This is a genomic window from Paenibacillus sp. J2L1-98 (genome assembly GCF_056269405.1).
In genome coordinates, this window is sequence record NZ_JBWDNW010000003.1 from 240275 (window position 1) to 266144 (window position 25870).

The window sequence follows — 25870 nt, forward strand, 5'->3', positions numbered from 1 at the left end:
GGGTTAGTCCTGTACCGCCATTCCTTGTTTTCGATCGATTGCTGCAAGCTGGTGAATACGGCCGGCCGCTATTCTTATAGTCCAAAATCGAGATCGGGATACACATACGGTGTTTCTGGCGCTTTAATTCGCTCCAGCTTGACGGCCTCCAAAGTAAGGATTTCGTTCTCCAAATAAGTTGAGGTAGTCAGTGTTCCCTTCACGGATACCCATTCATCGTCCGCGTAATTCATAGCTTTAGGCCAAGTAATCATTAGCCCATAGGGCAATGCGTCAGCAGAACAACAGTTCATGGCAAATCGGCTGACGGCAAAGCGTTCCTTGCCCATGTCCTCCTCACGGTAAACAAAGCCCGTAATTTCAACTTCCTTGCCGATGAAGGCTTCCCGGTAAAGATCAAGCGTCGTTAAAGTCTCAATGAATTGCTTCTCAGGTACGGAGATGAGCGGCTGCGTATAAAGCTTCTTTCCGTATGCGGCATGCGCTTCCGTATATTCATCGAACGGAAATAAGGAATCGATTGCGCTGCCTGCAGCCTGCTTCCCTTGTTCTGAAGGGGGCGGGGTTGATGCAGCATTCGTGACGTCCGGCGCTGGCGGGTTTTGGGATACCATCCGTTCAACACCGGCGCTGCCTGAGAGGCTTACCCCTTTTTTGGCTGCAAGCGCGCTGCCAAGCGTTCCGGTAGGAACAAGAAAGCCAAGCAGCAAGGGGAATACGAACAACCCGTAAATAATCGTATTTTTGACAATGGACGGAGGAGGCTCATGCTCGCAATCGCAGCCCGGTGCTTGGTTGCCCATTCGCTTCTGAAGCGCTGCATATACTTGATAAATGGCAGCGGCATAGAGTCCGATCGCGGATAGCTTCACATACAGCTCCATTCTCGGAGCGATATACAGAATCATTTCGCCAGTTCGGTCCAGATAGACGATAAGCATGGCAAAGCCAGTCAATATGGCGGCTCGTATCAGGTGATGTGTCATCGCAGTACCTCCGTTATCCAAGCTCCGATGAAGGTGAGTGAAGCGGTTAAAGCGATAAGGATAAACACAAACTTAACGCGGAATGTCGTGAGCAGCATCAGCGTATTTTTCAGATCGATCATTGGCCCGAATACAAGAAAGGCAAGCAGCGGTCCGAAATCGAACATGCCGTTGAATGATGAAGCGATGAACGCATCCGACGTAGAGCAAATCGACAATATAAAGGCAAAAGCCATCATAAATAAGTAGGAGAAAAATGGCTGATCGGCAAACGCGGCAAGTGTGCTGCGGTCAATAACCGTCTGAATAATAGCGGTTAAAAAAGCGCCGAAAATTAAATATTTTCCCATTTCAAAAAACTCGTCGGAAGCATGTGATAAGATCGAGGCGATTCTGCCCCGGAATCCATTGCCGTTTACGCTGTGATCATGGTTATGGTTATGGGTATGGGTATGGCCGTGATGCACGATATTCAACGCTGGCGTCGCCTTGAGCGGATTGCTTCGCATAAATTTGTATAGCAGCAAGCCGACGACTACCGATACGGCAAAGGCTAGTCCCATTCGAGAATAGGCCATTTGAGGAGTTGTGCGAAAGGCGGTGAACGTTGACGCATAAACGATCGGGTTCACGATAGGACCCGCCAAAAGGTAGACGATTCCGATATAGGCAGGCATGCCTTTACGGATTAAACGTCGTACGACCGGAATCATTCCACATTCGCATAACGGGAACAACAGGCCAAGCAATGCGCCAAAAAGGACTCCGCCAATCGGGTTTTTAGGCGTGAATTTACGAATGAGCTCATCGGTGACGAATACTTGCAGCAAAGCAGAGAACAATACGCCAAGCAGAATAAACGGAAAAGCTTCTAATATAATGCTTATAAACAAAATTTTGAAGGATTGCAGATTGGCTGCGTTAAAAATATGTACGGGCAGTTCTCGATTCGTTACGATGAGTGCGAGCATGATGAGGCAGCCGACTCCGAGCAGAGGAGTGCCAAAGCGGAAAATGAATTTCAGCATAGTGAAAATCCTTTCTTTTTGTAAAGATTACGATTAACAGTATAGCTTATGCTTAAACTTCTTACAATAGGACAACTTTCTTGCGCTTGACTTTGCCGTCCACACATGTATAATCGTTTTAAATGCAATGATGGGAATAAGTAAGCTCGATTGAATTGCGTACAGAGAGCCGGTGGTTGCTGCGAACCGGTGCAAGCATCGATGCTGAATGGGCCCCGGAGCCTATGAACGGAAACTGGCAGCAGCAGCTGCCGAAGATGTTTGTACGGAAGCTCCCCGTTATGGAGCAACAAGGCTTATGGGATCTTTATGCGCTTAGTTATTATAAAAGAAGCGTACCATAAGCGAATTAGGGTGGCACCACGGTCCCTCGTCCCTTGCGGCGGGGGATTTTTTGCGTTTTTTTATACTCGAATGAAATGAGGTAGAAGTGGAATGAAGAAGGTGCTTTCCGGCATTCAGCCAAGCGGCCAGCTTACACTTGGAAATTACATCGGCGCCATGCAAAATTTCGTAAAGCTGCAGCATACAGAGGAATGTTTTTTTATGGTTGTCGACTTACATGCCATCTCGGTTCCGCAGGATCCTGCGGCGCTCAGAGAGCAAACGGAGGCGGTAGCCGCTTTGTTTATAGCGGCAGGAATCGATCCGCTTAAAGCGAATGTATTCGTCCAATCCCATGTGCGTGCGCATGCTGAGCTGGGATGGTTGTTTACGACGCTCGCCAACATGGGCGAGCTGGAAAGAATGACGCAGTTTAAAGATAAATCGGCGGGCAAAGATTCGGTTGGCGCAGGCTTATTCGTATATCCGACACTCATGGCTGCCGATATCCTGGTGTACAACGCTGATCTCGTGCCGGTTGGCGATGATCAGAAGCAGCATCTGGAGCTAACGCGTGATTTGGCGCATCGTTTCAATACAAGGTTCGGAAAATATTTTACGATCCCGGAGCCTTATATCCCGAAAGTAGGCGCCAGAATTATGTCGCTGGATGACGCAAGCAAAAAAATGAGCAAAAGCAATCCGAATACCGGCAGCTTTATTGCATTGCTTGATTCGCCGGATGTCATCCGCAAAAAAATTAGCCGTGCGACGACCGATTCCGGCCGCGAAGTTAAATATGATCCGGCCGACAAGCCAGAAATCAGCAATCTGATGAGTATCTATTCTCACTGCGCGAATATGAGTATCGAAGAGATCGAGGCCCGTTATGAGGGTCAAGGCTACGGGCCCTTCAAGAAGGAGCTTGCGGAGCACGTCGTTTCGGTCATTGAACCGCTGCAAGCGAGATATAACGAAATCCGCAGCTCGGGCGAAATTCATCACATTTTAAAACAAGGGGCTGAGCGGGCTTCTGTTATTGCAGACCGTACCCTTGCTGACGTGAAAGAGCGTATGGGCTTTCTTCCGCCTCGCGGCTAAACGGTTAAGACAGCTGCAAGGCTGACGCCTCGCGTCAGCCTTGTTTTTTTCTCCGTAAGCGGGCCTTCACGATAAAGCCTGCTCCGATGGTGAAGAGACTCAATAAGCCGAACAATAATACGAGCCATCCGCTATAACTAATGGCGACAGACATGGCGCTCATAAATACAATAGCAAGCACAGAAAAGAATAACGAAAGCGGTTTAGACATGGTATTATTTCTCCTTCACAAAAAGTCAATATTTTTTATTGAACGAAGCATAGATTCCTAAATGGTGCACATAATAAGCTTGCAAGCTTGCAACACACATCAAAGTGCAGAGGTCGAAAGGAGAGTAATACATTATGGCAGGAAACAGAAGTGGTCAACTGGTTGTTCCGCAAGCGAGTCAAGCTTTGAATCAAATGAAACTTGAGGCAGCACAAGAGCTAGGCGTGCAAATTCCTCAAGATGGCTATTACGGTAATGTTTCGACACGTGATGCAGGCTCCCTTGGCGGTTACATTACAAAAAAGCTAGTCCAAATTGCTGAACAACAGCTTTCTGGCGGCTCCCGTTAATCGTTTCTAATACACATTGATGAATGGAAGCCCGAGGTTTTCCTTGGGCTTCTTTTGCTGTTGCAAGCTCTATTTTAGCATAAGGGTTATAAACTGGACGGCTTTCTTTTTTACGCAAAAAAAAGAAAGCCCCTTTTATTGTGCGGTACAGGGCTTTCCGGCGTCAATATTAATAAGTATCCATACGCAATCTTTTCATTAAGCGCTCATCGCTGAGCCAGCCTACATAGGAGCCTACCGTTTCATAATTTTTATTCATAAGCAGAACGCCGACGAATGGATATTGCTTGCGATGGCGATACCGAACGTCGCACCATCTTACCTCGTATCCCCAATGATGCTCACGGACATCTGCGCAGGCGAAGCTCGTGAAATATAAAAAAGAGCGAATAGCCGGATCATTCTTTGATTTTGCGACAGCCGGATGATCGGAGCACTGCACGCGATCAAGCCATTGCAAATGGTTATTGCGCAGATTGCCGATTACGAAACCGCCATTTTTCACCTGCTTGACTACGTTCCATATCGATAAAGAGATGGTCGGGATGGCAATGTAGATATCGCCCTCGTGATACTCGCTATCGAGCGTCTTCATTTTTTGAAGGGTGCTTCTGGCTGTCAAAGTTCGCCATACAAAGTAAATGACTAGAAACAGGTACATAACCGGGAATAATAATGCAGGATTTACGAAGCCGCCTGCCCACAGTAAAATAGCAATGACATGCATCGTGAAAATGATCGGATCGAATATATGGATAATATTCCATGATATCCACTTTTCCGTAAAGGGCCGCATCGCCTGTGTGCCATAGGTATTGAATAAATCGGTAAATACATGAACGCAGACGGCGAGCAGCACCCATCCCCCGATATGCAGCCACGGCAGGCTGCCGCGGTAAAATAGTTGGAGAATACAGGTAATGAGCACCGTCCAAATGGCGATAGCGGGCAAAGAATGAGAAATGCCGCGATGGTTGCGAATATAAACGGCATTTCCCTTTAAACGAAGAAGTCCGTCCAAATCGGGCGCTTCCGACCCGGCTACGGTGCCGAGCAGGACGGCGGTTTGAATCGCTGGATCTGCTGCAACTACGGGATCGATTGCTGCAAGACCTGCAAGCCCAATCCCCATGACAAGATGTGTGCCTGTGTCCATGTCGAGTCCTCCTAAATCATATGATTAGGTGTAGTATCGACGGAGTGGGGGAACTTTATCAATGTATGCAAAAGGAGACTGAAGGCAAATGTACATTTGTTTTGCGGAATACCGGATTTCACCTGAATATCGGGAGCAATACCTTTCTTATACGGACGGGCTGCTTGCGGAAGGCAGCGAAGTGCAATTATATGAAGGAACAGATCAGCCCAGCCTGTTTGTGGAAGTTTGGAATGCGCCGACCTGCGAGCAGGCGGAGCAAATAAAGAAAGAACGCTGCAATGAGCGTTCCCCTTGGTTCCGAGTATCGGAGTGGATAGTTGGCGGACCTGCGAAAATGCATGTCTGGACGTTCAAACCGGCGCATCTGAACGGCGGGACCAAAAACGATTAACGGGAAGGTACGGTGCCTATCGTTGCCATTCCCATTGGAGTTGTAGAGCTTACAACGCCGCCTTGGAACGGATATTCGTAAGCGATAGGCTCATCGAATGTTACGTAGTCGAGATTAAGCGTTAAAAGTAAGTAACGCATACCGGTTGTCGGATCGCTGATAACGATATGATCGCGTCCGGCAGCCTCGATGATTCCTTTGAAAATTTTGGCGTTCCACTCGCGGTTATTTTCGTAAGTCATGTAGAAGGTAGCCATTTTACCGCGGTTCAAACGCAAAATATTCTCAACATAGGATTCCTCCACAGCTGGAAGGGTAACGATGTTGCCGCCTGCAGGGGTAACGAAAGACCCGCTTGGCACAGCTGGCGGCAATTGTTGCATTTGAGCAGATTGCACTTGCATGCCGGCAGGGAAAGTAGTCGGCTGAGCTTGCATACCGGCAGGGAAAGTAGTCGGCTGAGCTTGCATAGCCGGGAGCGTAGTCGGCTGCTGTCCGCCCATCGGATACGGATAATTACCGTAGCCTCCGTAGCCGTGATAAGGCCCTACATTTGCCGGGCTTACCTGAGTTTTGAAGCCATAACCGTTAGACATGTTGAATTTCCTCACTTTCACACATTAGAGATAGTAATTAATAGACAGTTGGGCAGTCGCCTTGCTTTGGAATGTAGAAGCAATGCGCCTTAAATCTTCCGCTGTTCGTTTGGTTCCACCATGTACCTGGGCAGCTTCCTGCCGGACGGAAAAACCAAAGCGCGTTGGAAGCCGGATGCTGACGCTCCCCGTTGATCATCCGCGTCGCCAATCGAATATCTTTTTCACGTGCGCTTTGATAAAAGTAACCTTTGGTCGCTGCTTCGAAGCCGCCTGGCTTTTGGTAGACCATCTGCGGAATGGAGCGAATGTTTTTGAAATCCAGGCAGTTGCCGCGGACCCGGTTTACGCCCACGTTGCCTACCATAAGCATTCCGAGCTCACCCTCGCCTTCGGCTTCTGCGCGCATGAGCCGGGCCAACATTTTTGTATCTTCGGCGTTAGTTTTAATGACTGCCATAGACTTGACGCTTCACTTCCCTTCGCATACTTTAGGGCTGTTTGATGCGCGGATCGATATAGGCATCAAACTACATAGTCATTGTACTCGGCGCCCAGCAAATTGGTTACTAAATGATTTGTCACAATTTGCGTGGCAAAATGATGAACAAAACCGTCGAACGTTGTCATCGCATCCTTTTTTCGGTATGATTAAAAACGATTCATCAATGGATGATAGACGCCCACGGCGTCTTGTCGCATAACTCGGGAGGCTCGCTTCGTGCTGAAAGACTTAATTGCATTGACAAAACCGCGGCTACTTCGGCTTAATGTGTTTGCTGCGCTTGGTGGTTTCTTGGTTGCTTCCAAATGGGACATTAACGTTTCATTGCTCATATGGACGCTTATCGGTTCAACCCTGACGATAGCGTCGGCCACCGTCATTAATAATTATTGGGACCGGGAATTAGATTTGAAGATGGAGCGCACGAAGGACCGCGCGCTGCCAACCGGTCGCATGCAGCCAGGAACAGTACTTATTTACGGAATTATTTTAGGAATCGCCGGGCTTTTTATCTTATTTGCGCTAGTAAATCCTATATCGGGTTGGCTAGGTTTGCTTGGATGGTTCGTATACATCGTGATTTATACGATGTGGCTAAAGCGGACATCCACATGGAGCACATCGGTAGGCGGAATCTCAGGGGCAATGCCGCCGGTTATCGGATATTGCGCGGTAACGACTGAGGTTGACGCAGGAGCTTGGATCTTGTTCGCCCTGCTGTTCCTATGGCAGCCTGCCCATTTCTGGTCGCTTGCGATTCGCAGAGTTGAGGAGTATCGCGCGGCAGGCTTTCCATTGCTGCCGGTCGTGAAGGGGATCAAACGGACAAAGCTGCAAATGATTCCTTACATCCTGCTTCTGCTGCCGACGGGAATTTTGTTCTACACGTATGGGTATGTTGGCATTTATTTTTTGATTTTTTCCGTTCTGGGCGGCGTTGTATGGCTTGTCCATACATTACGCGGAACAGGCGCCAAGGATACGGAAAAGTGGGCAAAAACAAACTTTCTTATCTCGGTTAATTACTTAATGGTTGTATTCTTAGTTATGATTCTGAATACGACAGGATCATAACGAATGCTTTAAGGAGTGACTTGCGTGGATTTTGTGAAGAAGCATAGCTTCAAAATAGCAGTGCTGGCGCTTTGTGCGGCTATGGGTATTTATTTATTTGTAACATACGGCATGCAGCCGAAGCAGACGCTTCCGATTGAGAAGGCTGCTCCAGCCTTCGAGTTAACGGATCTTGACGGGCAGAAGGTATCGCTCGAATCGACGAACGGAAAGGCCCGCATCGTGTATTTCTATTTCGCGAATTGTCCGGATGTATGCCCGCCGACAACCTTTTTGCTGTCGCAGGTACAGGATCAGCTTGAGGCGGAAGGCAAGCTCGGCACCAATGCGGAGCTCATCTCGATTACGTTTGATCCGGAACGCGATACGCCGGAAGTCATTCGTGATTTCGCCAAGCGTCATTTCGCTGATCTGAACGGCTGGCGCTTCCTGCGCGGCGATGAAGAGAAGACACTTCAGCTTGCCAAAGATTTCGGTGTAGGCGTGGTCAAAAATGAGGACGGCTCTTATATGCATACGAATGCCATTACGATTGTCGATAAAGACGGGCAAATCCGGAAATGGATTAACGGCAGCTCTGAAGATTTGACGGCTGACAAAATTGTCGATGAATTGAACAAGGTGCTTTAAAAGGCTTTAAAATTCATCTTTGCTCCAAATGGAAGCGGGACTCTGCGCAGGGTACAGGATATGCGCATCGAGGCCCGCTTTTTCTAATTGCTCGATTAAATATTCCTCAGGCGTATGCTCGACGCCAGAGTAGCCTCTCCGGGTGTAAATATGCTCGGCATCCGGAAATACGTCGCGCAGCAGAAACCGGATCCGTTTGCCGGAGGAGTCGTTGTCGGTAAATATGTAAGCTTGATTCTCGCCTACCTGCTTGCGAAGCTTGTCCAGCTGTTCGGAGCCTGGCGTGCCGAAGGTGCAGTATATCGGGACATCTTCATGGAGGACGCGCTTTAACCTTGATTTATCATTTTTTCCTTCTACGATAATAGCAATGTCCATTGAAGTCACCTCGGATTTGTAAAATGAAAATACAAGCATGCGGTATACGTATAGTTTACCACCAATTTTCGATTTTACCGATAGCAAGTTTGAATGGCGGCATGTTACAAACGGCCTGCTCGGAGCAGGCCGTTTATCCATTCTAATATAGGCAGGTACACGCTACGATCACGAGCAATATAAACAGTACGAGGATGGTGCCGGTGCTCGTGAAAACGTTGTTTCTGCAATCTTTATTTTTGTTTGCAGTTTCTACTTTTCCGGACATTTATGGAGTCACCCCGTTTCCTATAAATAAGAGCCCTGATAACCGTCAGCCAGGGTTAGCTGATTCGGATGGTCATCTGTCATATCGTATTTTATGTACGGGCGAGTGATCAGCCCTGTGTAAATACCTATTCTTACGAAAAATGGGTGCGGGAGGAAAGCGACCTTGAGAAATGAAGCGGCAGCAAAGCTACGGCGATCATTAATCCGATAAAGGCGATGTAGTAAGGCGAAATGTAATCGCGCACTTGCCCGGCAGCCAAAGGGCCGATAAAGGCTCCAATCGAGAAAGCGATCGATAAGACGGAAAACGTGCGCCCATAGCGGGCTCCGCCGCTAAGCTCAATTAGCATTGTGGACAGCGCAGGTAAAATAACCCCTTTGGCCATCCCGACTAACAGCAGCATGGCCGCGAGCGGCGCGGGGATATCCGAGGCGATGCAGAAGTATACAATCGCAAGGAAAAGCGATCCCCACAGCGTACGCTGGTATGCAGATACCCGGTTTAAGAAAAGCATGCTCAGCGTGACGAGCGCGCCGATGCTGACTACGGAGAACAAAAGGCCGGTCGTCATCATCGCTTCCTGCGACTTGGCCAGCAGCGGCAGCTCGAACGATAAGATCCCCTGCGCGCAGCTGAGCGCAACCGGCAGCAGATAGACGAGCCAGGGAACGGACACGGGCTGCACAGTTGGCTGCTCTGTTTTCTTTTTCCCTGGAAGGACGGCATCCGGCGATTGCGTGGCTTTCTCGCGAATGTCCCTAATGAAGAAGAGGGCACAGACAGACGTAACGATAAGAACCCAGCCAAGCAGCGTAAAAGCGGTCGTAAATCCGATTTTGGCAACGAGATAGGCTCCCGCCGCAGGCGATACGACGGATGCAAGCGTGTGAACGAGACCGTTGCCTGCCATAAGCTTTCCTTGCTCCGTTCTGTCGCTCGTAATTTTGGCAAGCAAGGATAGGCAGGCCGGCGAGAGAAACGCCAGCACAAATCCGCTGATAGAGCGCAGCAGGAGCAATTGCCAAGGATTCGTCACTTGTGATTGGAACAGGAGCACGACGCCTGCTGCCATGAGACTGAACACGATAAACAATCTGCTGCCATAACGGTCGACGCCGAAGCCCGCAATAAGATTGCCGGGCAAATGCGTAATGGAGTACATGCCCATCATGAGTCCGATAAAGGAAGGCGCCGCGCCTAAAGAGATTGCGAAGGGCGTTAAAATCGGGTACTGCGCGTGCAAATCGAAAAAAGCGACGAACAAAAATAAATAAAGCCAGACAGCGGTTTTCAAAGGGCTGCTCCTCCTTGCCAATAACATTCTTATATACTTGTACGTTTATATAGGACAGGATATGTCTGGTTGAAAAGGGAGCGAGCGTTTACGCCCTATATTCCGTAGGTTATAATATTTTGTAATAGCATTTTGCACGAGGTATAATGGAGGGGATCATTCTTGGATTTTTTGAATTTTTCAACCTATGATTTGGATACTTGGACAGCTTTCTTCAAAGAACATTGGCTGGTGCTTGTCATTGCGCTTATCGTACTTTTTATTATTGTCCGTATCGTGAAGACCGTCTTGAAATGGGCTATCGTGGCGGCAATCGTACTTGGTATTGTTGTGTACAGCGGCTACAGCATGGACGATCTGAAGGTGATTGGCTCGAAGGTTGCAGATACAGTGAAGCAGGAAGCCGTTAACGCGATGGTAGGCGAGGCGAAAGACGCTACCTTTGTAACGAACGCAGACGGAACCTTTACGGTAAAAACCAAAAATGTAGAGCTTACAGGAGCGCCTGGCGCAAACGAGGTTGCGATTTCATTCCGCGGGACGGAGCTTGGCAAGTGGGAGCTCGACAGCACGATTCAAGCCTTCATAGACCAAGCGAAGCAGAACGGGTAATGCTTATGACGAGCTGGGTTCAACTGTTTAGAGAGCCGGAGCCTGTTGCCATTATTGTGCTTCTGTTGCTGCTTGGCTCTCTTGTACAAGGGGTGAGGAGAGGCGCGTCGGGGTCCGCGAGGCGTCTTTTCTTTTTTGTATGGGAGGGTGCTGTCATTGTCGTTTGTCTGGTGCTGGCAGGGCAGCTTACGAATAGATTATCGCCGGTCGCAGCGAAGTGGCTTGTAAGCCAAGTGACGATTCCGCAGCGTGAGCTTAGCGGCATCGAGCAAGCCTGGTTTACGCTGCTTACGAGCCTGCGGGATTTCGCTTTGCTGCGCTATGGCGTCTTGTTTCTGCTCGGCTATTTGCTGCTGCGCGCATTAGCGGCTTTTGTAGAGCCATTGATTGAGCGTGCGCTGGAAGGCATACTGCGCAGCGGCAGGGAAGAGCCTGCTGCCGGCTTGCGGGGCAAGAGAAGCGCTAGCCGTGCGGTTGGAGCTTTAATCGGGGCTGTGCACGGCGCAGGGCGTTCTTTTATTTTCGTTGCCATATTATTCGTCTATGTGTCCCTCATGCCTAATGGCTGGTATGCCGACAAAATAGCAGATTCAAAGGTTTACACGAAAGCTGCCTCGTGGCTGAGTCCGGTGGCGGGAAACGTTCTCGCCGGGCAAGGACCTGTGCTGACCAAAGCGGTTGAAGCGCAGTTCCAGCAAATTTTACAACGCAAATATGAAATTATCGATTACGCCATTCCTGCAGAGATTGAGCAGGCTGCCCTTTATGTGACGAAGAATGCGCAAACGGATGAGGAGAAGGCGCGCAAGCTGTATGATTGGCTTGGCTCAAGAATAGCATACGATTACGACAAAGCCCGCAATTATGAAGAGAAGGGCATTTGGAAGGAACAAACTCCGCCCGAGACATTTGATACGCGGAAAGGCGTATGTATAGATATAGCTCGTTTATATGCCGTAATGGCCAGATCGGCAGGTCTTGAGGTGCGCGTCGTGACCGGAATGGGTGCGGACGGACGCGGAGGCTTCGGGCCGCATGCTTGGAATGAAGTGCGAATCGGCGAGGGGGATGCCGGCTGGATTCCGCTGGATGCCACATGGGCAAGCGCCGGGGACTGGTTTAACCCGCCGGCGTTCGACGACACACATATACGCGAAGCGTAGTCATCATTCAAGGGGCAGATTTATTTAAAGGATATGAGGTGATTCAACGTGCAAGACGATCCGCAAAAGAGGGAGATTATTAACCGGCGTCATTTTTCGTTTCGATTGAACTTATTTTTCTTTATTACGTTCGCATTGTTTAGCGTGTTGATCGTTCGGTTAGCCATTTTGCAGTTCGTAGAGGGACCGACACTTAGCGCGGAAGGCATCGGCAAAAGCACGCGAAGCGTCAAGATTCCGCCAATAAGGGGCAATATTTACGATTCCACGGGCTATCCGATCGCGTATTCCACATCGACCCAATCGTTGTATTTCAGCATTCAACCGGAGCTTAAGCTGGAAGATGCGAAAGAGAATGCGAAAGAAATGGCTGCAAAATTGCTAGAGGTGTTCACGAAGTACGGGGATCCTGCCAAGGCAATGACTGTGGATGATATTATCCGGCAAATGGACCTTGATTTCAGGCGGAATACGATTTCAACTCCAAGGCGCATCAAATCCGGGTTGACGAATAGGGAAATCGCTTATTTTATGGAAAACCGCACGTCGTTCAAAGGCATCGACATTATGGAGGAAAGCGTTCGGAACTATGACGCCGATTCCATTTCCGTTCAACTGGTGGGCTATTTGAAAAAGTATAAGGGTGTTCGGGAAACGGTAGATTTCTATAAGGAAAAAAGCGTTGAAGAGGAGCCGACTCTTCAGTATTTGGAGGAAGAAGATGTCGGCATGGACGGTCTGGAGTATATGTACCAGGATGTTCTTCGTGGAAAGAACGGCTTGAAGACGTATCCCGTTAACAATGCAGAGCGTATTATCGGGCCGATGCAAATTACGAATCCCGAAAAAGGTTCAGATATTTATCTGACTATTAACAAAAACGTACAGCTGAAAACAGAAGAAGCTATTATGAATCAATTGAAAAAAATATCAACCTCATCCAATCGGTACGAGCGGGCGGAATACGCCAAAACGGGCTTTGCCGTTGCGATGGAGGTCGATACCGGTAAAGTGGTGGCCATGGCGAGCATGCCTGATTACGACCCGAATATTTGGGCAGGCGGCCGCATTAGCGCTGAGGATTACGAGAACTTCTCGAATGTACTGGAGAACGGAACAATTCGCAGCGTTTACGGCAAGTATGAAACGAAAGCAGAGCGCGACAAGCACCCTTCCTCCATCGTGCCGCCGGGATCTACGATGAAGCCGTTATCTGTTCTTATCGGGTTAAATGAAGGGTTGTTTACACCGTCGACCATTTATCCGGATACTGGGGTATTTGCTTTCGGTAAAAAAGGCTATCAGCGTTTTATCCGAAATTCTCTAAATCACGTGTACGGGAACATTGACGGAGCGGGCGCGATCGAGCATTCCTCCAACCCTTTCATGGCTGCAATGGTCGGCAATAAGCTCTACATGCGGGGCGAAACGAACGGCAAGAGCAGCGTCGAGATTTGGGATGATTATATGAAACAATTCGGTCTTGGCGTGCTGACCGAAAGCGGCCTGCCAAATGAATCGAAGGGCGTCATCGAGTATTTTAGTGAGGCTGAGCGAGGCAGTGCCCAGTCTGCCCTTATCTTTGCCTCCTTTGGACAGCAGGGCCGTTATACGACTCTGCAGCTTGCCCAGTACGCGACTATGCTGGCAAATCGGGGCAAGCGGTTGAAGCCTCAATTCGTCAACGAGATTAAAGACTCCGACGGCAAGCTGGTTCAGAGCTTCAAGCCTGAGATATTGAATACGGTAGACATTCCGGCAGCTTATTGGAAAGAGATTGAAGACGGTATGTCGAAGGTTAGCTCCCAAGGCTTCGAAGGCTTTGAGTACAGCTATAGACGTAAAACGGGAACGTCCGAGCAGGACGTAGCATCCCGCCGGGCGGAAAATGCGGTCTTTATCGCTTATGCGCCTGCAGAAAATCCTAAGCTTGCTGTAGCGGTTATTGTACCGGATGGCGGCTTCGGGGGTTATGGCGCATCGCCTATCGCTCGGCAAATTTTCGATGCTTACGATGAGGAAGTCGGTTTGACCGGTGTGCCTAAGAAGAAGCCGGTCACGACGACGGATGCTGACGGTGCGGCAGGAACGGCAGAGACCGCTGTAATTGGAGCGAATACCGCCGGAGCTGTGTCCGGCACGAATGAATAAGCAGTCTTAAATGCAAAAGGCAGGTTGGAGCGCATGCTCCGGCATGCCTTTTTTTTTTGCATAAAGTAAGATACTTTAAAATAAATGTTGCATTAAGGAAACATTTTTGTGTATTATTAAAAAAATGGCTTTAGGCAAACTATGATTCATAAGCGCAAATTATGGAACATATAAAAAATATGATAAGCATACAGGAGGATTTTATTTATGAGTAAAGCGTACAGGATGAATTCGGCTCTTCAAAGATTCATGATGACGATTGTTTTTTTGGCGGTGGCGGCGATCGTGACGTCCGCCTGCGGGCAGCAAGCTGCGACTGGCGGGAACGACAAGCTGATCATTACCGCGACGACCGGGATGATCACGGACGTTGCGCAGCAGGTAGGCGGTGAGTATGTCGAGGTAAGCGGCTTGATGGGAGCGGGAATCGATCCCCATCTTTACAAGGCATCGCAAGGCGATGTGAAGAAGCTGGACGGTGCGGACATTATTTTTTATAACGGCTTACACTTAGAGGGCAAGATGGCTGAGATGTTCGAGGAGCTGGAGCAGCGTAAGCCAACAGTTGCTGTATCCGAGTATTTGACGGAAGAGCAGCTGCATGCCGCTCCCGGGCAAGGGGCTGGTATGCATGACCCGCATATTTGGTTTAATGTGAAGCTCTGGATTTCCGCAACGGAAGTCATTCGCGATACATTGGTCGAGAAAGATCCCTCGCACGCTGATTATTACAAAGAGCATGCGGCAGCGTATGTGAAAGAGCTCGAGAAGCTTGATGCTTACGCCAAGGAGCAAATTGCTCTAATCCCTGAGGCAAGCCGTATTCTTGTAACCGCGCATGATGCTTTTGGATATTTTGGCGAAGCATACGGGCTAACTGTCACGGGTTTGCAAGGAATGAATACGATGTCCGAGTACGGCTCGAAGGATGTCAGCAAGCTTCGCGATTACTTAGTTGAGAAAAAAATTAAAGCGGTCTTTATCGAATCCAGCGTTCCGAAAAAATCAATTGAGTCGGTCATTGAAGGCGCACGTCAATTGGGCCATGAAGTGAAAATCGGAGGAGAGCTTTACTCCGATGCGATGGGAGATGCGGGAACGGTAGAAGGAACTTATATCGGTATGGTGAAGCATAACGTTGATACGATTGTAGCAGCTTTGAAATAGGACAGAAGAAGTAGGGAAAGCGAGTGATGAACATGAGCCAAACTTATACAGCAGCGAAGCAGAATGCGAAGTCGGCAGCCCCGCTTGCCATTAAGGGATTAAGCGTGGCGTATCAGAAGAAGCCCGTGCTGAGAAACGTATCCTTTGAAGTAACCGAAGGGGAGCTGGTCGGCGTGATCGGCCCGAATGGCGCCGGGAAATCGACGATGATGAAGGCGGCGCTTGGACTTATACCGAGCATTGGCGGAGAAGTGCTGGTGTACGGGAAGCCGTATAAGCAGCAGCGCAAAATGATCGGCTACGTACCGCAGCGCGAATCGGTCGATTGGGATTTTCCGACGAATGCCCTTGATGTTGTACTCATGGGACGATATGGTCATTTGGGCTGGTTCCGCCGTCCAAGCGCCAAGGACAAGGCGTTGGCGCTGGAATGCCTGAACAAGGTCGGGATGGCCGATTTCGCGGGCAGGCAAATAAGCCAACTGTCGGGCGGACAGCAGCAGCGCGTGTTTCTAGCCCGCGCGCTGGCGCAGGACGCTAAGCTGTACTTTATGGATGAGCCGTTCGCAGGCGTTGACGCCGCGACGGAGAAGGCGATTATTACGCTGCTGCAGGAACTGAAGCTGCAGGGGAAAACGGTAATTGTCGTCCATCATGATCTGGCGACGGTACAGGATTATTTCGATTCGGTCCTGCTGCTTAATGTAGAGCTGCAGGCGTTTGGACCTACGGCACAAACCTTTACGCAGGAGCAGCTGCAGCGTACTTACGGCGGCAGACTCGCATTCCTTGATCGCAGCCATACGCCTCCGTCCATTGTTGGCGGAAAGGGTGAGTGATTGATGGAAACGGTATGGTCAATGCTGGCTGATCCGAACATGCAGTGGATTTTTCTCGGCTGTACGCTGCTTGGTTTAAGCAGCGGCGTTATTGGATGCTTCTCTTATTTGAGGAAACAAAGTTTGATGGGCGATACTTTGGCTCATGCGGCACTGCCGGGAATATGTATCGCTTTTATGCTTACGGGAGTCAAATCAATCGGACTATTTCTACTTGGTGCGGGTGCGGCAGGCATTATCGCTACATTCGGCATTGGATATATTACTCGAAACTCTAAGCTGAAACAAGATGCGGCTATGGGCATTGTGCTGTCGGGATTTTTTGGACTCGGAATTGTGCTCCTTACATTAATTCAGCATGGCGACTACGGCAATCAGGCGGGCTTGGATAAGTTTTTGTTCGGGCAGGCGGCTTCGATGATCGCTTCGGATGTCATTACGATGACGATCGTCTGCGTATCGCTTATATCGGTATGCACCTTGCTGTTTAAACAATTCAAGATCATTTCCTTTGATCCCGGCTTTGCAAGAGGCATCGGTTATCCGGTAGCTTTTCTCGAGCAATTGCTTATGCTGCTGATCGTCGTGGCTGTCGTAGCCGGCATACAAGCGGTTGGTGTCGTGCTGGTTGCGGCGCTGCTTATTACGCCAGCCGTATCGGCCAGGTATTGGACGGACAGGCTTGGATTAATGGTTGTATTGTCAGGCTTGTTCGGCGGATTTAGCGGTGCGGCAGGTACTTGGATAAGCGCATACGTGTCCAATTTGCCAACGGGCCCGGTAACGGTACTGGCTGCAACGCTGCTCTTCTGTATTTCAGTCTTATTCGGTCCGCAGCGCGGCTTGGTTGCAAAGCGGCTGCTGCGTCAGAGAGTGAAGCAGCGCTTTAACAGGGACAACGAGCATCTCATTGAGGGCACCGCGAAGAAGGAGGCGGCTATATGAGCGACTTTTGGATTTTGCTTACGGGAGCGCTCGTAGCAAGCTGCTGCGGCGTTCTCGGCGTATTTCTGGTGCTTCGCAAAATGGCGATGATAGGCGATGCGATCAGCCATTCCGTTATGCCGGGAATCGTCATTGCGTTTCTGCTCAGCGGCTCGCGCGATTCACTGCTTATGATGTTCGCGGCACTAGTATTCGGCTTGCTGACGACGTTCCTGATTCAAATGTTTCAGCAAAGCGGCATCCAATCGGATGCTTCAATCGGAGTTGTATTCACCGCTTTGTTCGCGATCGGGGTCGTACTCGTTAGCTTATATGCGCGTCAGGTGCATTTGGATCAGGATGCGATTTTGTATGGTGAAATTGCATATGTGCATTGGAATATATTCGAGCTGGGCGGAATAAATCTGGGACCGAAGGCGGTATGGCTGCTTGGCGTCACGCTGTTCATTATTACGGCAGTGATCAGCTTGTTTTACAAGCAATTCAAGCTATGCGCGTTTGATCCGGCGCTTGCGGCAGCAATCGGCATTCCTGTAGCGCTCTTTCATTACTTACTGATGGGCCTCGTCTCTATGGCTACAGTCAGTTCCTTTGAGAGTGTGGGAGCTATTCTAGTCGTAGGCCTGCTGATTATTCCGGCATCCACCGCTTATTTACTGACTGACAGGCTTGGCCTTATGATCGCTCTGAGTGTTGCAGTCGGTATAGCGAGCACATTTATCGGTTACGGAGCAGCCGTCATGCTTGATGCTTCAATTGCAGGCTGCATGGTTTGTGCAGCGTCGTTATTATTCGTTATCGCTTTTTTATTCTCGCCGTCGAACGGCATTATTATCAAAAAGCTTCGGATAAGAAAGCTCGCATAACCATATTTTGTATAGGAAATAAGCTTACTAGGCAGTCAACGGAAAATAGGACGGAGCAGGCGCGACATCTGCTCCGTCCTATTTCTGTTGCCTGCTAATTTGTTCACATATTTCAAATTAAGATCTAAAACTGCAACTTTTATCCAGTTATAATCGTACAATATTTGGAACTTATTAGGAGGAGTATAAAGGAGAGAGGAAGTTACAGATGAAAGCATGGTCAAAATTCGTCTTACCGTTTGTAATTATCGCAATTATTTTGTCGGGCTGCAGCTTTGGAGGAACGAACAAAGGACTGGATAAAGACAAGAAATCGACGCTGAAAGTCATGTATTATGATGAGGGTTCTTTCTTCCAAGAATATGGCATGGTGTTCTCGGCCTTATATCCAAATGTTGAAATTGAAATCGTGTCCAATCAAGTCATGTATACAGGGGAATCCAAGGACTATGACGCTGAAATGTATAAGTTTGTTGAAGAAAAGAAGCCCGATATCGTTTTGCTAAGCACAGAGCAATACAAAAAGATGGCACAGGACGGCAAGCTTTATGATCTCGATGCCGTTATGGAGAAGGAAAAGTATGACTCCGAGGGGCTTATTCCCGGCATGCTTGATTATTTGAGAGAGCAGGGCGGCGGCAAGCTGTTCGCTTTGACCCCGAATTTTTACAGCCAGGTTCTATTCTACAACAAGGACTTATTCGATAAATACCAAATCGAATATCCGACCGACCGGATGAGCTGGAATGAGGTTCTACAGATGGCCCGCCGCTTTCCGACTGATGGAGACGCCAAGGACCGGATATATGGTTTGAAAATGGGCTATAGCGAGGATCTGTTCGAAGTGGCGAACATGCTTGCTTCTTCCGAAGGCATCAACTATGTGAATGCTTCGCAAAAGCAGATGACGATCAATACAGATTCTTGGAAAAATATTTTTCAGACTGCGCTTGATGCGATTGGATCGGACGCGCTCTATTTCGAAAACATGAATAATCAAGAATCAGATATGGCGCAATCGTATGAGAATTATTTGTTAAGGGATCCTTTCATATCCGGCCGTCTGGCGATGGCAATCGGAGACAGCAATTATATTAACCAGTTTAAACAAGCGAGCAGCAACGTACAGGTTAAGGATAAGATTGTGAAAAACTGGGATCTCGTTACGGTGCCGGTCGGACAGCAAAATCCGGATCAAACGAATATGATGGCATTCCATAATTTGTTTGCCATTAGTGCTGATTCTCCTAACAAGGAAATAGCGTGGGAATTTCTGCGGTATATCACTAGCGATGAGTTCGCGAGAGTGAAGTCGAAGTCGTTTAATTATAACGGCATGTCGGTTCGCACCAAATACATAACGGATGTGGAAGGACACAATTATGCGGCATTTTATAATTTGAAGCCAAGCACATTTAATAGCTATAAAGATTTTGAGAAGCTGCCTCGGAACTTCTGGGATCAATTTAGAGCCGCTGCCCAGCAGGAGCTTCAGAAGGTGCAGGAGGACAAGCAGGCGCTTAATGAGGCACTTGAAATTTTACAGGTACAAGGACAAGAGATGCTCCTCAAGGAGGATCCGGGAGCACCGGAAGAGGCGCCTGCCGCCGAGGTGAATACGACTACGGCACAGTAATCAAATGTATAGGCCGGGGAGCATGCTTTCGCGTTTAGGCGGGGGCTGCTCTTTTTTAATTTAAGAAATGTGCAGGCCGTTTAAGTTTGTAAAGCGTCTATCGTTTGGAATCTGTCGTAAATGTGCTAAAATAATTTACTAGTTAGGTCACAAAGAGACGGCATTACGAGGAGGCACAATTATGGGAGATTATAAACTGGTTGCGCTCGACATGGACGGGACGCTGCTGAATGAGCAAAGTGAAATTAGTGCGGAAAATGCCGAGTGGATTCAAAAAGCGCTGGATGCAGGCATCATAGTCAGTTTCTCCACCGGACGGGGCTTTCGCAGCGCTCTGCCCTTCGCGGAGCAGCTGAAGCTGGAGACGCCTATGATAACGGTAAACGGCAGCGAAATATGGCATCGCCCGCATGTGCTGCATAAGCGCACACATCTAAGCCCTGTTTACGTGCAAAGGCTGCATGAGCTCGCTCTCGAACACGGCGAGCCGTGGTTCTGGGCTTATACGGCCTCTGATATTTTCAATAAGGAAAAGTGGATTAACCCGGCTGACGATTATGATGCGCATCATTGGCTGAAATTTGGCTATTACACGGAGGATGACAGTATTAGAGAGAAGCTGCTCGCGGAAGTGCAAAGCTGGGGAGCGCTTGAAATTACGAATTCATCGCCGTGGAATTTGGAGCTTAATCCGCTTGGCGTGTCGAAGGCAAGCGCGTTACAAGAGCTGTGCGGACTGCTAAATATAGACATGTCGCAAGTCATTGCAGTAGGCGACAGCCTGAACGATATTGCTGCCATACGAGAAGCAGGTCTAGGAGTGGCCATGGGCAATGCGCAGGAAACGGTTAAGGAAGCTGCGGATTTCATCACTTCTACGAATAATGAGCATGGAGTTGCAGAGGTAATCAAACGATACGTTTTGAAAGGATGAGGAACGTATGGACATTTTAGGCTGGATATTAGTTATTTTGTTATTCGTTGTGGGGATGGCCGGGGCTGTTTACCCGATCCTGCCCGGAGCGCTCGCCATTTATGGAGCATTTTTTGTTTATGGATTATTTTTCTCATTTAGCGAGTTTGGCGTTTTGTTTTGGCTGATCCAGACCCTTATCGTTATCGTGCTGTTTATTGCCGATTATGCCGTCAGCGCTTGGGGCGTCAAGCGATTCGGCGGTTCGCGAGCCTCGATTATCGGCAGTACGATAGGACTCATATTTGGTCCCTTCGTCATACCTGCGCTTGGTCTTATTATTGGCCCCTTTGCCGGAGCTGTGATCGGTGAGATGATTATTGGTACGAGCTTTGAGAAGTCTCTGAAGGTCGGTCTTGGATCGGTCGTAGGGCTTTTCACCAGCGTTGTTGTGAAATTTATTTTGCAGCTGGCGATGATTGTATTGTTTGTGTTATGGCTTGTATTCTAAATATCGAAATGGAGAGGTGGAAAACCAGTGATTAAAGTGACGGTATGGAATGAGTTTTTACATGAGAAAATCCATGAGGAAGTCAAGAACGTATATCCGGACGGCATCCATCAAGCTTTAGCGAAAGGAATTGCCGGCGGTGATATCGAAGCCGCAACGGCGACGCTTGAGGAGCCGGAGCATGGACTTACGGCCGATCGTCTTGCGAATACGGACGTTCTGATTTGGTGGGGGCATATGGGGCATGACCGGGTGGATGATGCCATCGTTGAACGCGTGCACCAGCGCGTAATGGAGGGCATGGGCCTGATCGTTCTTCATTCCGGTCATTTCTCAAAAATTTTCAAAAAGCTGATGGGTACGGGCTGCGATTTGAAGTGGCGCGAAGCAGGCGAGAAGGAACGGCTGTGGGTCGTTAACCCGGCGCATCCGATTGCGGCGGGCTTGCCGGAATACATTACGCTGGAGCATGAGGAAATGTACGGAGAGCACTTCGATATCCCGGCGCCGGACGAGCTAATATTCGTGAGCTGGTTCGAAGGCGGAGAAGTGTTCCGCAGCGGATGCACGTTTAATCGCGGCCAAGGCAAAATATTTTATTTCCGTCCGGGACATGAGACATACCCGACTTACTATAACCCGCAGGTGCTGCAGGTCATTCAGAACGGCGTCCGCTGGGCAGCGCCATCGAACGCAGCAGTGCCGGTTCGCGGCAACCACCAGCCGCTGGAGCCAATCGGCAATAAAGGATAGGGAGACTTGGACATACCATTATGTTAAAAAAAGACTCATTAATTAAAGGTACGCTTATTCTGACAGCCGCTGCCCTGGTCGTTCGCTTTCTTGGGCTGTTCCAGCGTATTCCGCTCGATTATATGCTGGGGCCGGCAGGGCAGGCATCTGTTAACTCTGCTAACACCATCTATTTGCTGCTTCTTACGATCGCAACGGGCGGTATTCCGCTTTCTATTAGCAAAATGATATCGCAGCGTTATGCTCTTGGCAGACCTGAAGAGGCCAAGCGCATCTATCAAGCGGCGTTGATGTTCGGAGCAGTGACTGGACTTTTGCTGACTTTTGCGATGTTTGTTCTTGCACCAACATATGCACGAATTTCGAAGGTGCCGGATTCTGTTTTATCTCTGCAGGCTATTGCTCCCTCGCTGCTGTTGTTCCCGATCATCGCGATGATGCGCGGTTATTTCCAAGGCAGACAAATTATGTCAGCCGGCGGCATATCGCAAATTATGGAACAAATATTGCGCCTCATCGGCGGTATCGGACTGGCTCTTATCGTGCTCGGCTTAGGCTGGGGAGATAAGTACGGCGCTGCGGCAATTGCTTTCGGTTCTGTACTCGGAAGCATCGGCGCATTTTCCGTCATGATGTGGTTTGCGCGAAAGCTGAAAAAGCAGGATCGTACAGAAGCTTTGGCAGCTGACAGAGAAAACGCCGTTAAGGCAAGCTCAAACCTGCCATTTAGGACTATTTACCGGGAAATATTCAGAACCTCCATTGCGGCCGTTGTAACGGCAATGACGGTGCAGTTTGTTTATTTTTTCGATCAGTCGTTTTTTATGAGGCTGACAGCTGCTTTTTACAGCCATGAAACGGCAACAAAAGTATTGGCTGAATACACAACCAAAGCGATGGGCATTGCCGGCATCCCGCCGATTCTCGCTATCGCGCTCGGAGCATCGATTATTCCGGTCATTTCTTCGGCTTATTCCTTGAAGAATATGACAGAAGTACAACGGCAATCCTCGCTTGTGATGCGAATTGTTTGCTTTACAGGCGTACCGGTTGCACTGCTGCTTACAGTTGCTTCCTATTCGGTAACAGGCCTTTTATTTACGAGTCCAAGCGGCAGTGATACCGTCGCGTTGCTTACGGCTGGCGCAATTTTTCAAATTACGATGATGATTTCGAATTCGATATTGTACGGACTAAACAAGCCAAAGGTGCCGATGTACCATACGTTTATCGGGCTTGGCCTTAAAGTTGTGTTCAGTCTTGCGCTCGCGCCTGTGCTTGGCGTATACGGACTTATCATTGGATCATCGCTATGTTTTATCGTTATTACGATGCTGAATGTAAGAACAATCAATAAAGAAGTTAATCTAAATATACTGGGCGGCAAGTGGCTGGCCTATATGGCAGCGGTCGCTGTACCAGCCCTGGCTGGCTGGGGCGCCGAGTATGGGATGCTTGCATTGACGGAAGCATGGGCTGACAAGCTGTCCTATTTATTGGCTGCCGCGGTTACTTCAGCCATAGTAGGAGGACTTTATCTCTTTTTACTGGCAGCGCTTCGTGTCATAACGCCTGAGGATGTGCGTTCGTTCCCAGGACCGCTGCGCAAGGTGCTGAATCTGGTTTTAAAGCCGTTTTATAGAAAAGCGGTTTAATCGTTTGCATATAAAGAAACAGGACGCATCCCGTAAAACGGATTGCGTCCTTTCGTATTACTTCAACCGTATTGAATGACCAATGACATGATTATCTAGTCCTGATTCTACAAAACTATTTCTTTCCATACATTTACAATATAGATAGTCTCCTGTACAATAAGTAGAGTTTGCCAGTTAAGTTGGCCTACTATACTACTTTATAAAAGGAGACTTTTGAATGAGAAGATTTTTCGCAAGACCAAGCAAATTGATAGTGCTTTTACTAGTGTTTACACTCGTTTTTGTAGCAGGCTGTCAATCGATTTCAAACCTTGATATTAATGCGGCATTAAAAAACTCTCTTAAAGTAGAATCGAGTGAAAGCAAACAATCGGTAGAGCTTAAGCTTTTGCTGGATGAAGCGGCATACGATGGCCTCTCCAAAGAGGATCTCGCGCTTATGAAGCTGGTGTCAAACTTGAAACTGCAGTTTGATAACGTGAAGATGCAGGATAGCTCGCATGTTTCCTTTGACGGCAGCTTGATTTTGGGAGATACTACAAGCATTAAGTTTTCGCTCAAAATGACCGATACGCTCGCGATAATGGAGCTTGAAGGCGCGAAGCACCCGTTCGTGCTTGATCTGACAAGCAATAGCTTGCTTGGAATGACGGGAATGCCTATTCAAGCCGCATCAACAGAAGCGCCGGCAATGGATGAAGAAGCTCTAACGGCGCTGGGCCATGAAATGGTCGATACAATCGGCACGTACGTCATTCATAACCTGCCGAATCCGGATCGCATTCAGGTGAAATCAGTCAATGAAGCGATAAACGGCTCCGCAACTTCCTTGATGCAAGTACATATCGACCTGAATGGCACTGAAATTTGGGCATGGGTGAAAAAATATGTCGATGCGCTGATCGCTGACCGTGCAGGCTTGGACAAAATGGTAGCAGGCGTGTTCGAGATTCTTAAAAGCAACCCTGACTTATGGACAGCATTCGGCACGGTCAATCCTTTAGAGGAAGGCGGACTTGACGCTCCCGATTCTGAGGCAGTGCTGAAGGAAGCGACGGATGCTATTGCGCTGCTTCTGACCGAGTTGCAAGGAGAGCTGAAGCGGCTTGAGGAAGAGGATAAAGAAACGCTGGATCAAATATTCAGCAAGGATCTAACGATTAAAGCCGATGTTTACGTGGACAACAAGCTTGATATCCGCAAGCAAGCATATGAGCTTTCTTACGTGCCGACTGAAGTTCAGGAGTTTAGCTTACTGCCGATTAAAGGACTGACGATCAAAGTAGAGAGCGAGTCTTGGAATGTTAACGGCGACGTAAAGGCGGAAGCACCGGTCGCATCCAAATCGGATATCCCTGCCGAAAAATTGTTTGGCATGCAAGGCTACCAAGTATTGAAGCAGTTTGATGAGAAATCAACGATCTACGATCTGTTGAAAAATAAGCTGCATATTGGCAAACAAAATATTACTTGGTATTCAAACGAGTCGTATAATCCGGTAATTCTGACTGCAGGCGGCATAACGATCATTCCGCTGCGCGATACGGTTGAACAGCTTGGCGGCGTGCTCACATACGATAAGAAAACAAAAAGCTTAAAGGTGTTCGACGATGCGACGAAAACGACAATTACAGCGAAGCTTGGCAGCGATATCGCATTCGTTAACGGCAAAAAAGTAAAATGGTCATTCCCTGTAACCGTCATTGACGGGGTAACCTACGTTCCTGCACGCAATTTTGCTTCGGCATTAAAAGCAAAGATTGGCTGGGAGAAACTTAGCGATGATTTGAAAATATTTACGTTTGATCGGGAAGTCTAAGCAAAGGCTTAGAAATCGTTATATACTTTAATACGATATGTTTAGGGGTGCAGCATGAGAAAATTGACGACGGACGCGGAGTTTCGCGAGGCGGTTGCAAGCGAAGGGCTTACCATTGCCGTATTCAAAACAACCTGGTGCAAGGATTGTCACTTTATTAACCCGTTTATGCCGGATTTGGAGCGTCAGTACGAAGGCAAGGTCAATTTTGTAGAGATTGACCGCGATGATCTTCCTGACCTATGCTCCGAGCTGAACATATTAGGAATTCCAAGCTTTATCGCTTTCCGCGGCAGTCAGGAGCTTGTCCGCTTCGTGAGCAAGCTGCGCAAGACACGCGAGGAAATCGAGGAATTCGTAAACCGGGCCATTCAAGTCAGCGATGCGCTGAGTCATTAGTAACCGATAGTCCGCGCTTAAGGGGAAGGTTTCCCCTTAGCGCGGGCTTTCCTTTTTAATAACACGCTTCTACCCGGAAGTGTCACATTTTCAACATGGCTTTTGCCTTATTTTATGGCTATAATTGAACTGTTATTAAA

27 protein-coding genes, 1 pseudogene and 1 other annotated feature are annotated in these 25870 nt (G+C 48.6%); of the genes and pseudogenes, 19 read left to right on the forward strand and 9 right to left on the reverse strand.

Translation table 11 applies throughout. The annotated features are described in order from the left end of the window. Positions 1–74: 74 nt before the first annotated feature. Positions 75–986, reverse strand: coding sequence for a TIGR03943 family putative permease subunit (locus AC0YNZ_RS09375; RefSeq protein ID WP_475826351.1), 912 nt, complete (start codon positions 984–986; stop codon positions 75–77). After that, complete coding sequence (locus AC0YNZ_RS09380) at positions 983–2014, reverse strand: permease (RefSeq protein ID WP_475826352.1); 1032 nt, start codon at positions 2012–2014, stop codon at positions 983–985. The genes AC0YNZ_RS09375 and AC0YNZ_RS09380 overlap by 4 nt, the downstream gene beginning before the upstream one ends. A gap of 118 nt (positions 2015–2132) precedes the next feature. Next, positions 2133–2395: a binding site (T-box leader), on the forward strand. 54 nt (positions 2396–2449) lie between these two features. Here AC0YNZ_RS09380 and trpS point away from each other — a divergent pair. Beyond that, a complete protein-coding gene (gene trpS, locus AC0YNZ_RS09385; RefSeq protein ID WP_475826353.1) occupies positions 2450–3439 on the forward strand; it encodes a tryptophan--tRNA ligase in 990 nt (329 codons plus the stop codon). Between the two features lie 34 nt (positions 3440–3473). Here trpS and AC0YNZ_RS09390 read toward each other — a convergent pair whose 3' ends face one another. Further along, complete coding sequence (locus AC0YNZ_RS09390) at positions 3474–3650, reverse strand: DUF5325 family protein (RefSeq protein WP_475826354.1); 177 nt, start codon at positions 3648–3650, stop codon at positions 3474–3476. Between the two features lie 134 nt (positions 3651–3784). Here AC0YNZ_RS09390 and AC0YNZ_RS09395 point away from each other — a divergent pair, with 134 nt between their 5' ends. Further along, positions 3785–4000 carry an alpha/beta-type small acid-soluble spore protein gene (locus AC0YNZ_RS09395; RefSeq protein ID WP_110769796.1) on the forward strand — a complete coding sequence of 72 codons (216 nt, stop codon included), beginning with the start codon at positions 3785–3787 and terminating at the stop codon, positions 3998–4000. Between the two features lie 169 nt (positions 4001–4169). Here AC0YNZ_RS09395 and AC0YNZ_RS09400 read toward each other — a convergent pair whose 3' ends face one another. Next, positions 4170–5156, reverse strand: coding sequence for a metal-dependent hydrolase (locus AC0YNZ_RS09400; protein WP_475826355.1), 987 nt, complete (start codon positions 5154–5156; stop codon positions 4170–4172). 88 nt (positions 5157–5244) lie between these two features. Between AC0YNZ_RS09400 and AC0YNZ_RS09405 the strand changes: the two genes are divergently transcribed. Continuing rightward, positions 5245–5550 carry a hypothetical protein gene (locus tag AC0YNZ_RS09405; RefSeq protein WP_475826356.1) on the forward strand — a complete coding sequence of 102 codons (306 nt, stop codon included), beginning with the start codon at positions 5245–5247 and terminating at the stop codon, positions 5548–5550. Here AC0YNZ_RS09405 and gerQ read toward each other — a convergent pair. Both gerQ and AC0YNZ_RS09415 read right to left on the reverse strand, forming a co-directional pair. Beyond that, positions 5547–6146 (reverse strand): spore coat protein GerQ, encoded by a 600-nt coding sequence (gene gerQ / locus AC0YNZ_RS09410; protein WP_475826357.1) that lies wholly within the window; start codon positions 6144–6146, stop codon positions 5547–5549. The two genes, AC0YNZ_RS09405 and gerQ, sit on opposite strands and share 4 nt — an antisense overlap. A 37-nt stretch (positions 6147–6183) precedes the next feature. Next, positions 6184–6606, reverse strand: coding sequence for a cell wall hydrolase (locus AC0YNZ_RS09415; protein ID WP_475826358.1), 423 nt, complete (start codon positions 6604–6606; stop codon positions 6184–6186). A 240-nt stretch (positions 6607–6846) separates the two neighbouring features. Between AC0YNZ_RS09415 and cyoE the strand changes: the two genes are divergently transcribed. Next, positions 6847–7725: a heme o synthase gene (gene cyoE / locus AC0YNZ_RS09420; protein WP_475826502.1), complete on the forward strand. Its 879-nt coding sequence runs from the start codon at positions 6847–6849 to the stop codon at positions 7723–7725. Between the two features lie 24 nt (positions 7726–7749). After that, positions 7750–8355, forward strand: coding sequence for an SCO family protein (locus AC0YNZ_RS09425; protein ID WP_475826359.1), 606 nt, complete (start codon positions 7750–7752; stop codon positions 8353–8355). A 6-nt stretch (positions 8356–8361) separates the two neighbouring features. On the opposite strand, the gene AC0YNZ_RS09430 is transcribed toward AC0YNZ_RS09425, so the two are convergent. The 3 genes and pseudogenes from AC0YNZ_RS09430 to AC0YNZ_RS09440 form a co-directional block, all read right to left on the reverse strand. After that, a complete protein-coding gene (locus AC0YNZ_RS09430) occupies positions 8362–8733 on the reverse strand; it encodes a toprim domain-containing protein (RefSeq protein WP_110769802.1) in 372 nt (123 codons plus the stop codon). Between the two features lie 142 nt (positions 8734–8875). Continuing rightward, positions 8876–8947: pseudogene (locus AC0YNZ_RS09435) on the reverse strand (YjcZ family sporulation protein); the annotation flags it as partial. A gap of 187 nt (positions 8948–9134) precedes the next feature. After that, positions 9135–10298 carry an MFS transporter gene (locus AC0YNZ_RS09440; RefSeq protein ID WP_475826360.1) on the reverse strand — a complete coding sequence of 388 codons (1164 nt, stop codon included), beginning with the start codon at positions 10296–10298 and terminating at the stop codon, positions 9135–9137. 162 nt (positions 10299–10460) lie between these two features. On the opposite strand from AC0YNZ_RS09440, the gene AC0YNZ_RS09445 reads away from it, so the two are divergent. The 14 genes from AC0YNZ_RS09445 to AC0YNZ_RS09510 all read left to right on the forward strand — a co-directional run bounded on the left by AC0YNZ_RS09445 (position 10461) and on the right by AC0YNZ_RS09510 (position 25730). After that, positions 10461–10910 (forward strand): hypothetical protein, encoded by a 450-nt coding sequence (locus AC0YNZ_RS09445; RefSeq protein WP_475826361.1) that lies wholly within the window; start codon positions 10461–10463, stop codon positions 10908–10910. Further along, complete coding sequence (locus AC0YNZ_RS09450) at positions 10910–12073, forward strand: transglutaminase domain-containing protein (protein ID WP_475826362.1); 1164 nt, start codon at positions 10910–10912, stop codon at positions 12071–12073. The genes AC0YNZ_RS09445 and AC0YNZ_RS09450 overlap by 1 nt, the downstream gene beginning before the upstream one ends. A 48-nt stretch (positions 12074–12121) precedes the next feature. Then, positions 12122–14224, forward strand: a complete 2103-nt coding sequence (locus tag AC0YNZ_RS09455; protein ID WP_475826363.1) for a peptidoglycan D,D-transpeptidase FtsI family protein — start codon at positions 12122–12124, stop codon at positions 14222–14224. 207 nt (positions 14225–14431) lie between these two features. After that, a complete protein-coding gene (locus tag AC0YNZ_RS09460) occupies positions 14432–15391 on the forward strand; it encodes a metal ABC transporter solute-binding protein, Zn/Mn family (protein ID WP_475826364.1) in 960 nt (319 codons plus the stop codon). A 32-nt stretch (positions 15392–15423) separates the two neighbouring features. After that, a complete protein-coding gene (locus AC0YNZ_RS09465; protein WP_475826503.1) occupies positions 15424–16230 on the forward strand; it encodes a metal ABC transporter ATP-binding protein in 807 nt (268 codons plus the stop codon). A gap of 3 nt (positions 16231–16233) precedes the next feature. After that, positions 16234–17175: a metal ABC transporter permease gene (locus tag AC0YNZ_RS09470; RefSeq protein WP_475826365.1), complete on the forward strand. Its 942-nt coding sequence runs from the start codon at positions 16234–16236 to the stop codon at positions 17173–17175. After that, positions 17172–18041, forward strand: coding sequence for a metal ABC transporter permease (locus AC0YNZ_RS09475; protein ID WP_475826366.1), 870 nt, complete (start codon positions 17172–17174; stop codon positions 18039–18041). Before AC0YNZ_RS09470 ends, AC0YNZ_RS09475 begins: the two co-directional genes overlap by 4 nt. A gap of 208 nt (positions 18042–18249) precedes the next feature. Next, positions 18250–19677 carry an ABC transporter substrate-binding protein gene (locus tag AC0YNZ_RS09480; protein ID WP_475826367.1) on the forward strand — a complete coding sequence of 476 codons (1428 nt, stop codon included), beginning with the start codon at positions 18250–18252 and terminating at the stop codon, positions 19675–19677. A 181-nt stretch (positions 19678–19858) separates the two neighbouring features. Then, positions 19859–20611 carry a Cof-type HAD-IIB family hydrolase gene (locus tag AC0YNZ_RS09485; RefSeq protein ID WP_475826368.1) on the forward strand — a complete coding sequence of 251 codons (753 nt, stop codon included), beginning with the start codon at positions 19859–19861 and terminating at the stop codon, positions 20609–20611. Positions 20612–20618: 7 nt separating this feature from the next. Then, positions 20619–21101 carry a DUF456 domain-containing protein gene (locus AC0YNZ_RS09490; RefSeq protein WP_475826369.1) on the forward strand — a complete coding sequence of 161 codons (483 nt, stop codon included), beginning with the start codon at positions 20619–20621 and terminating at the stop codon, positions 21099–21101. 27 nt (positions 21102–21128) lie between these two features. After that, positions 21129–21854, forward strand: a complete 726-nt coding sequence (locus tag AC0YNZ_RS09495; protein ID WP_475826370.1) for a ThuA domain-containing protein — start codon at positions 21129–21131, stop codon at positions 21852–21854. 20 nt (positions 21855–21874) lie between these two features. Next, on the forward strand, positions 21875–23509 hold the full coding sequence (locus AC0YNZ_RS09500; RefSeq protein WP_475826371.1) for a putative polysaccharide biosynthesis protein: 1635 nt from the start codon (positions 21875–21877) through the stop codon (positions 23507–23509). 220 nt (positions 23510–23729) lie between these two features. After that, entirely contained in the window at positions 23730–25331 is a 1602-nt protein-coding gene (locus AC0YNZ_RS09505) for a copper amine oxidase N-terminal domain-containing protein (RefSeq protein ID WP_475826372.1), read from the forward strand. Positions 25332–25385: 54 nt separating this feature from the next. After that, positions 25386–25730 (forward strand): thioredoxin family protein, encoded by a 345-nt coding sequence (locus AC0YNZ_RS09510; RefSeq protein ID WP_110769815.1) that lies wholly within the window; start codon positions 25386–25388, stop codon positions 25728–25730. Positions 25731–25870 lie beyond the last annotated feature (140 nt).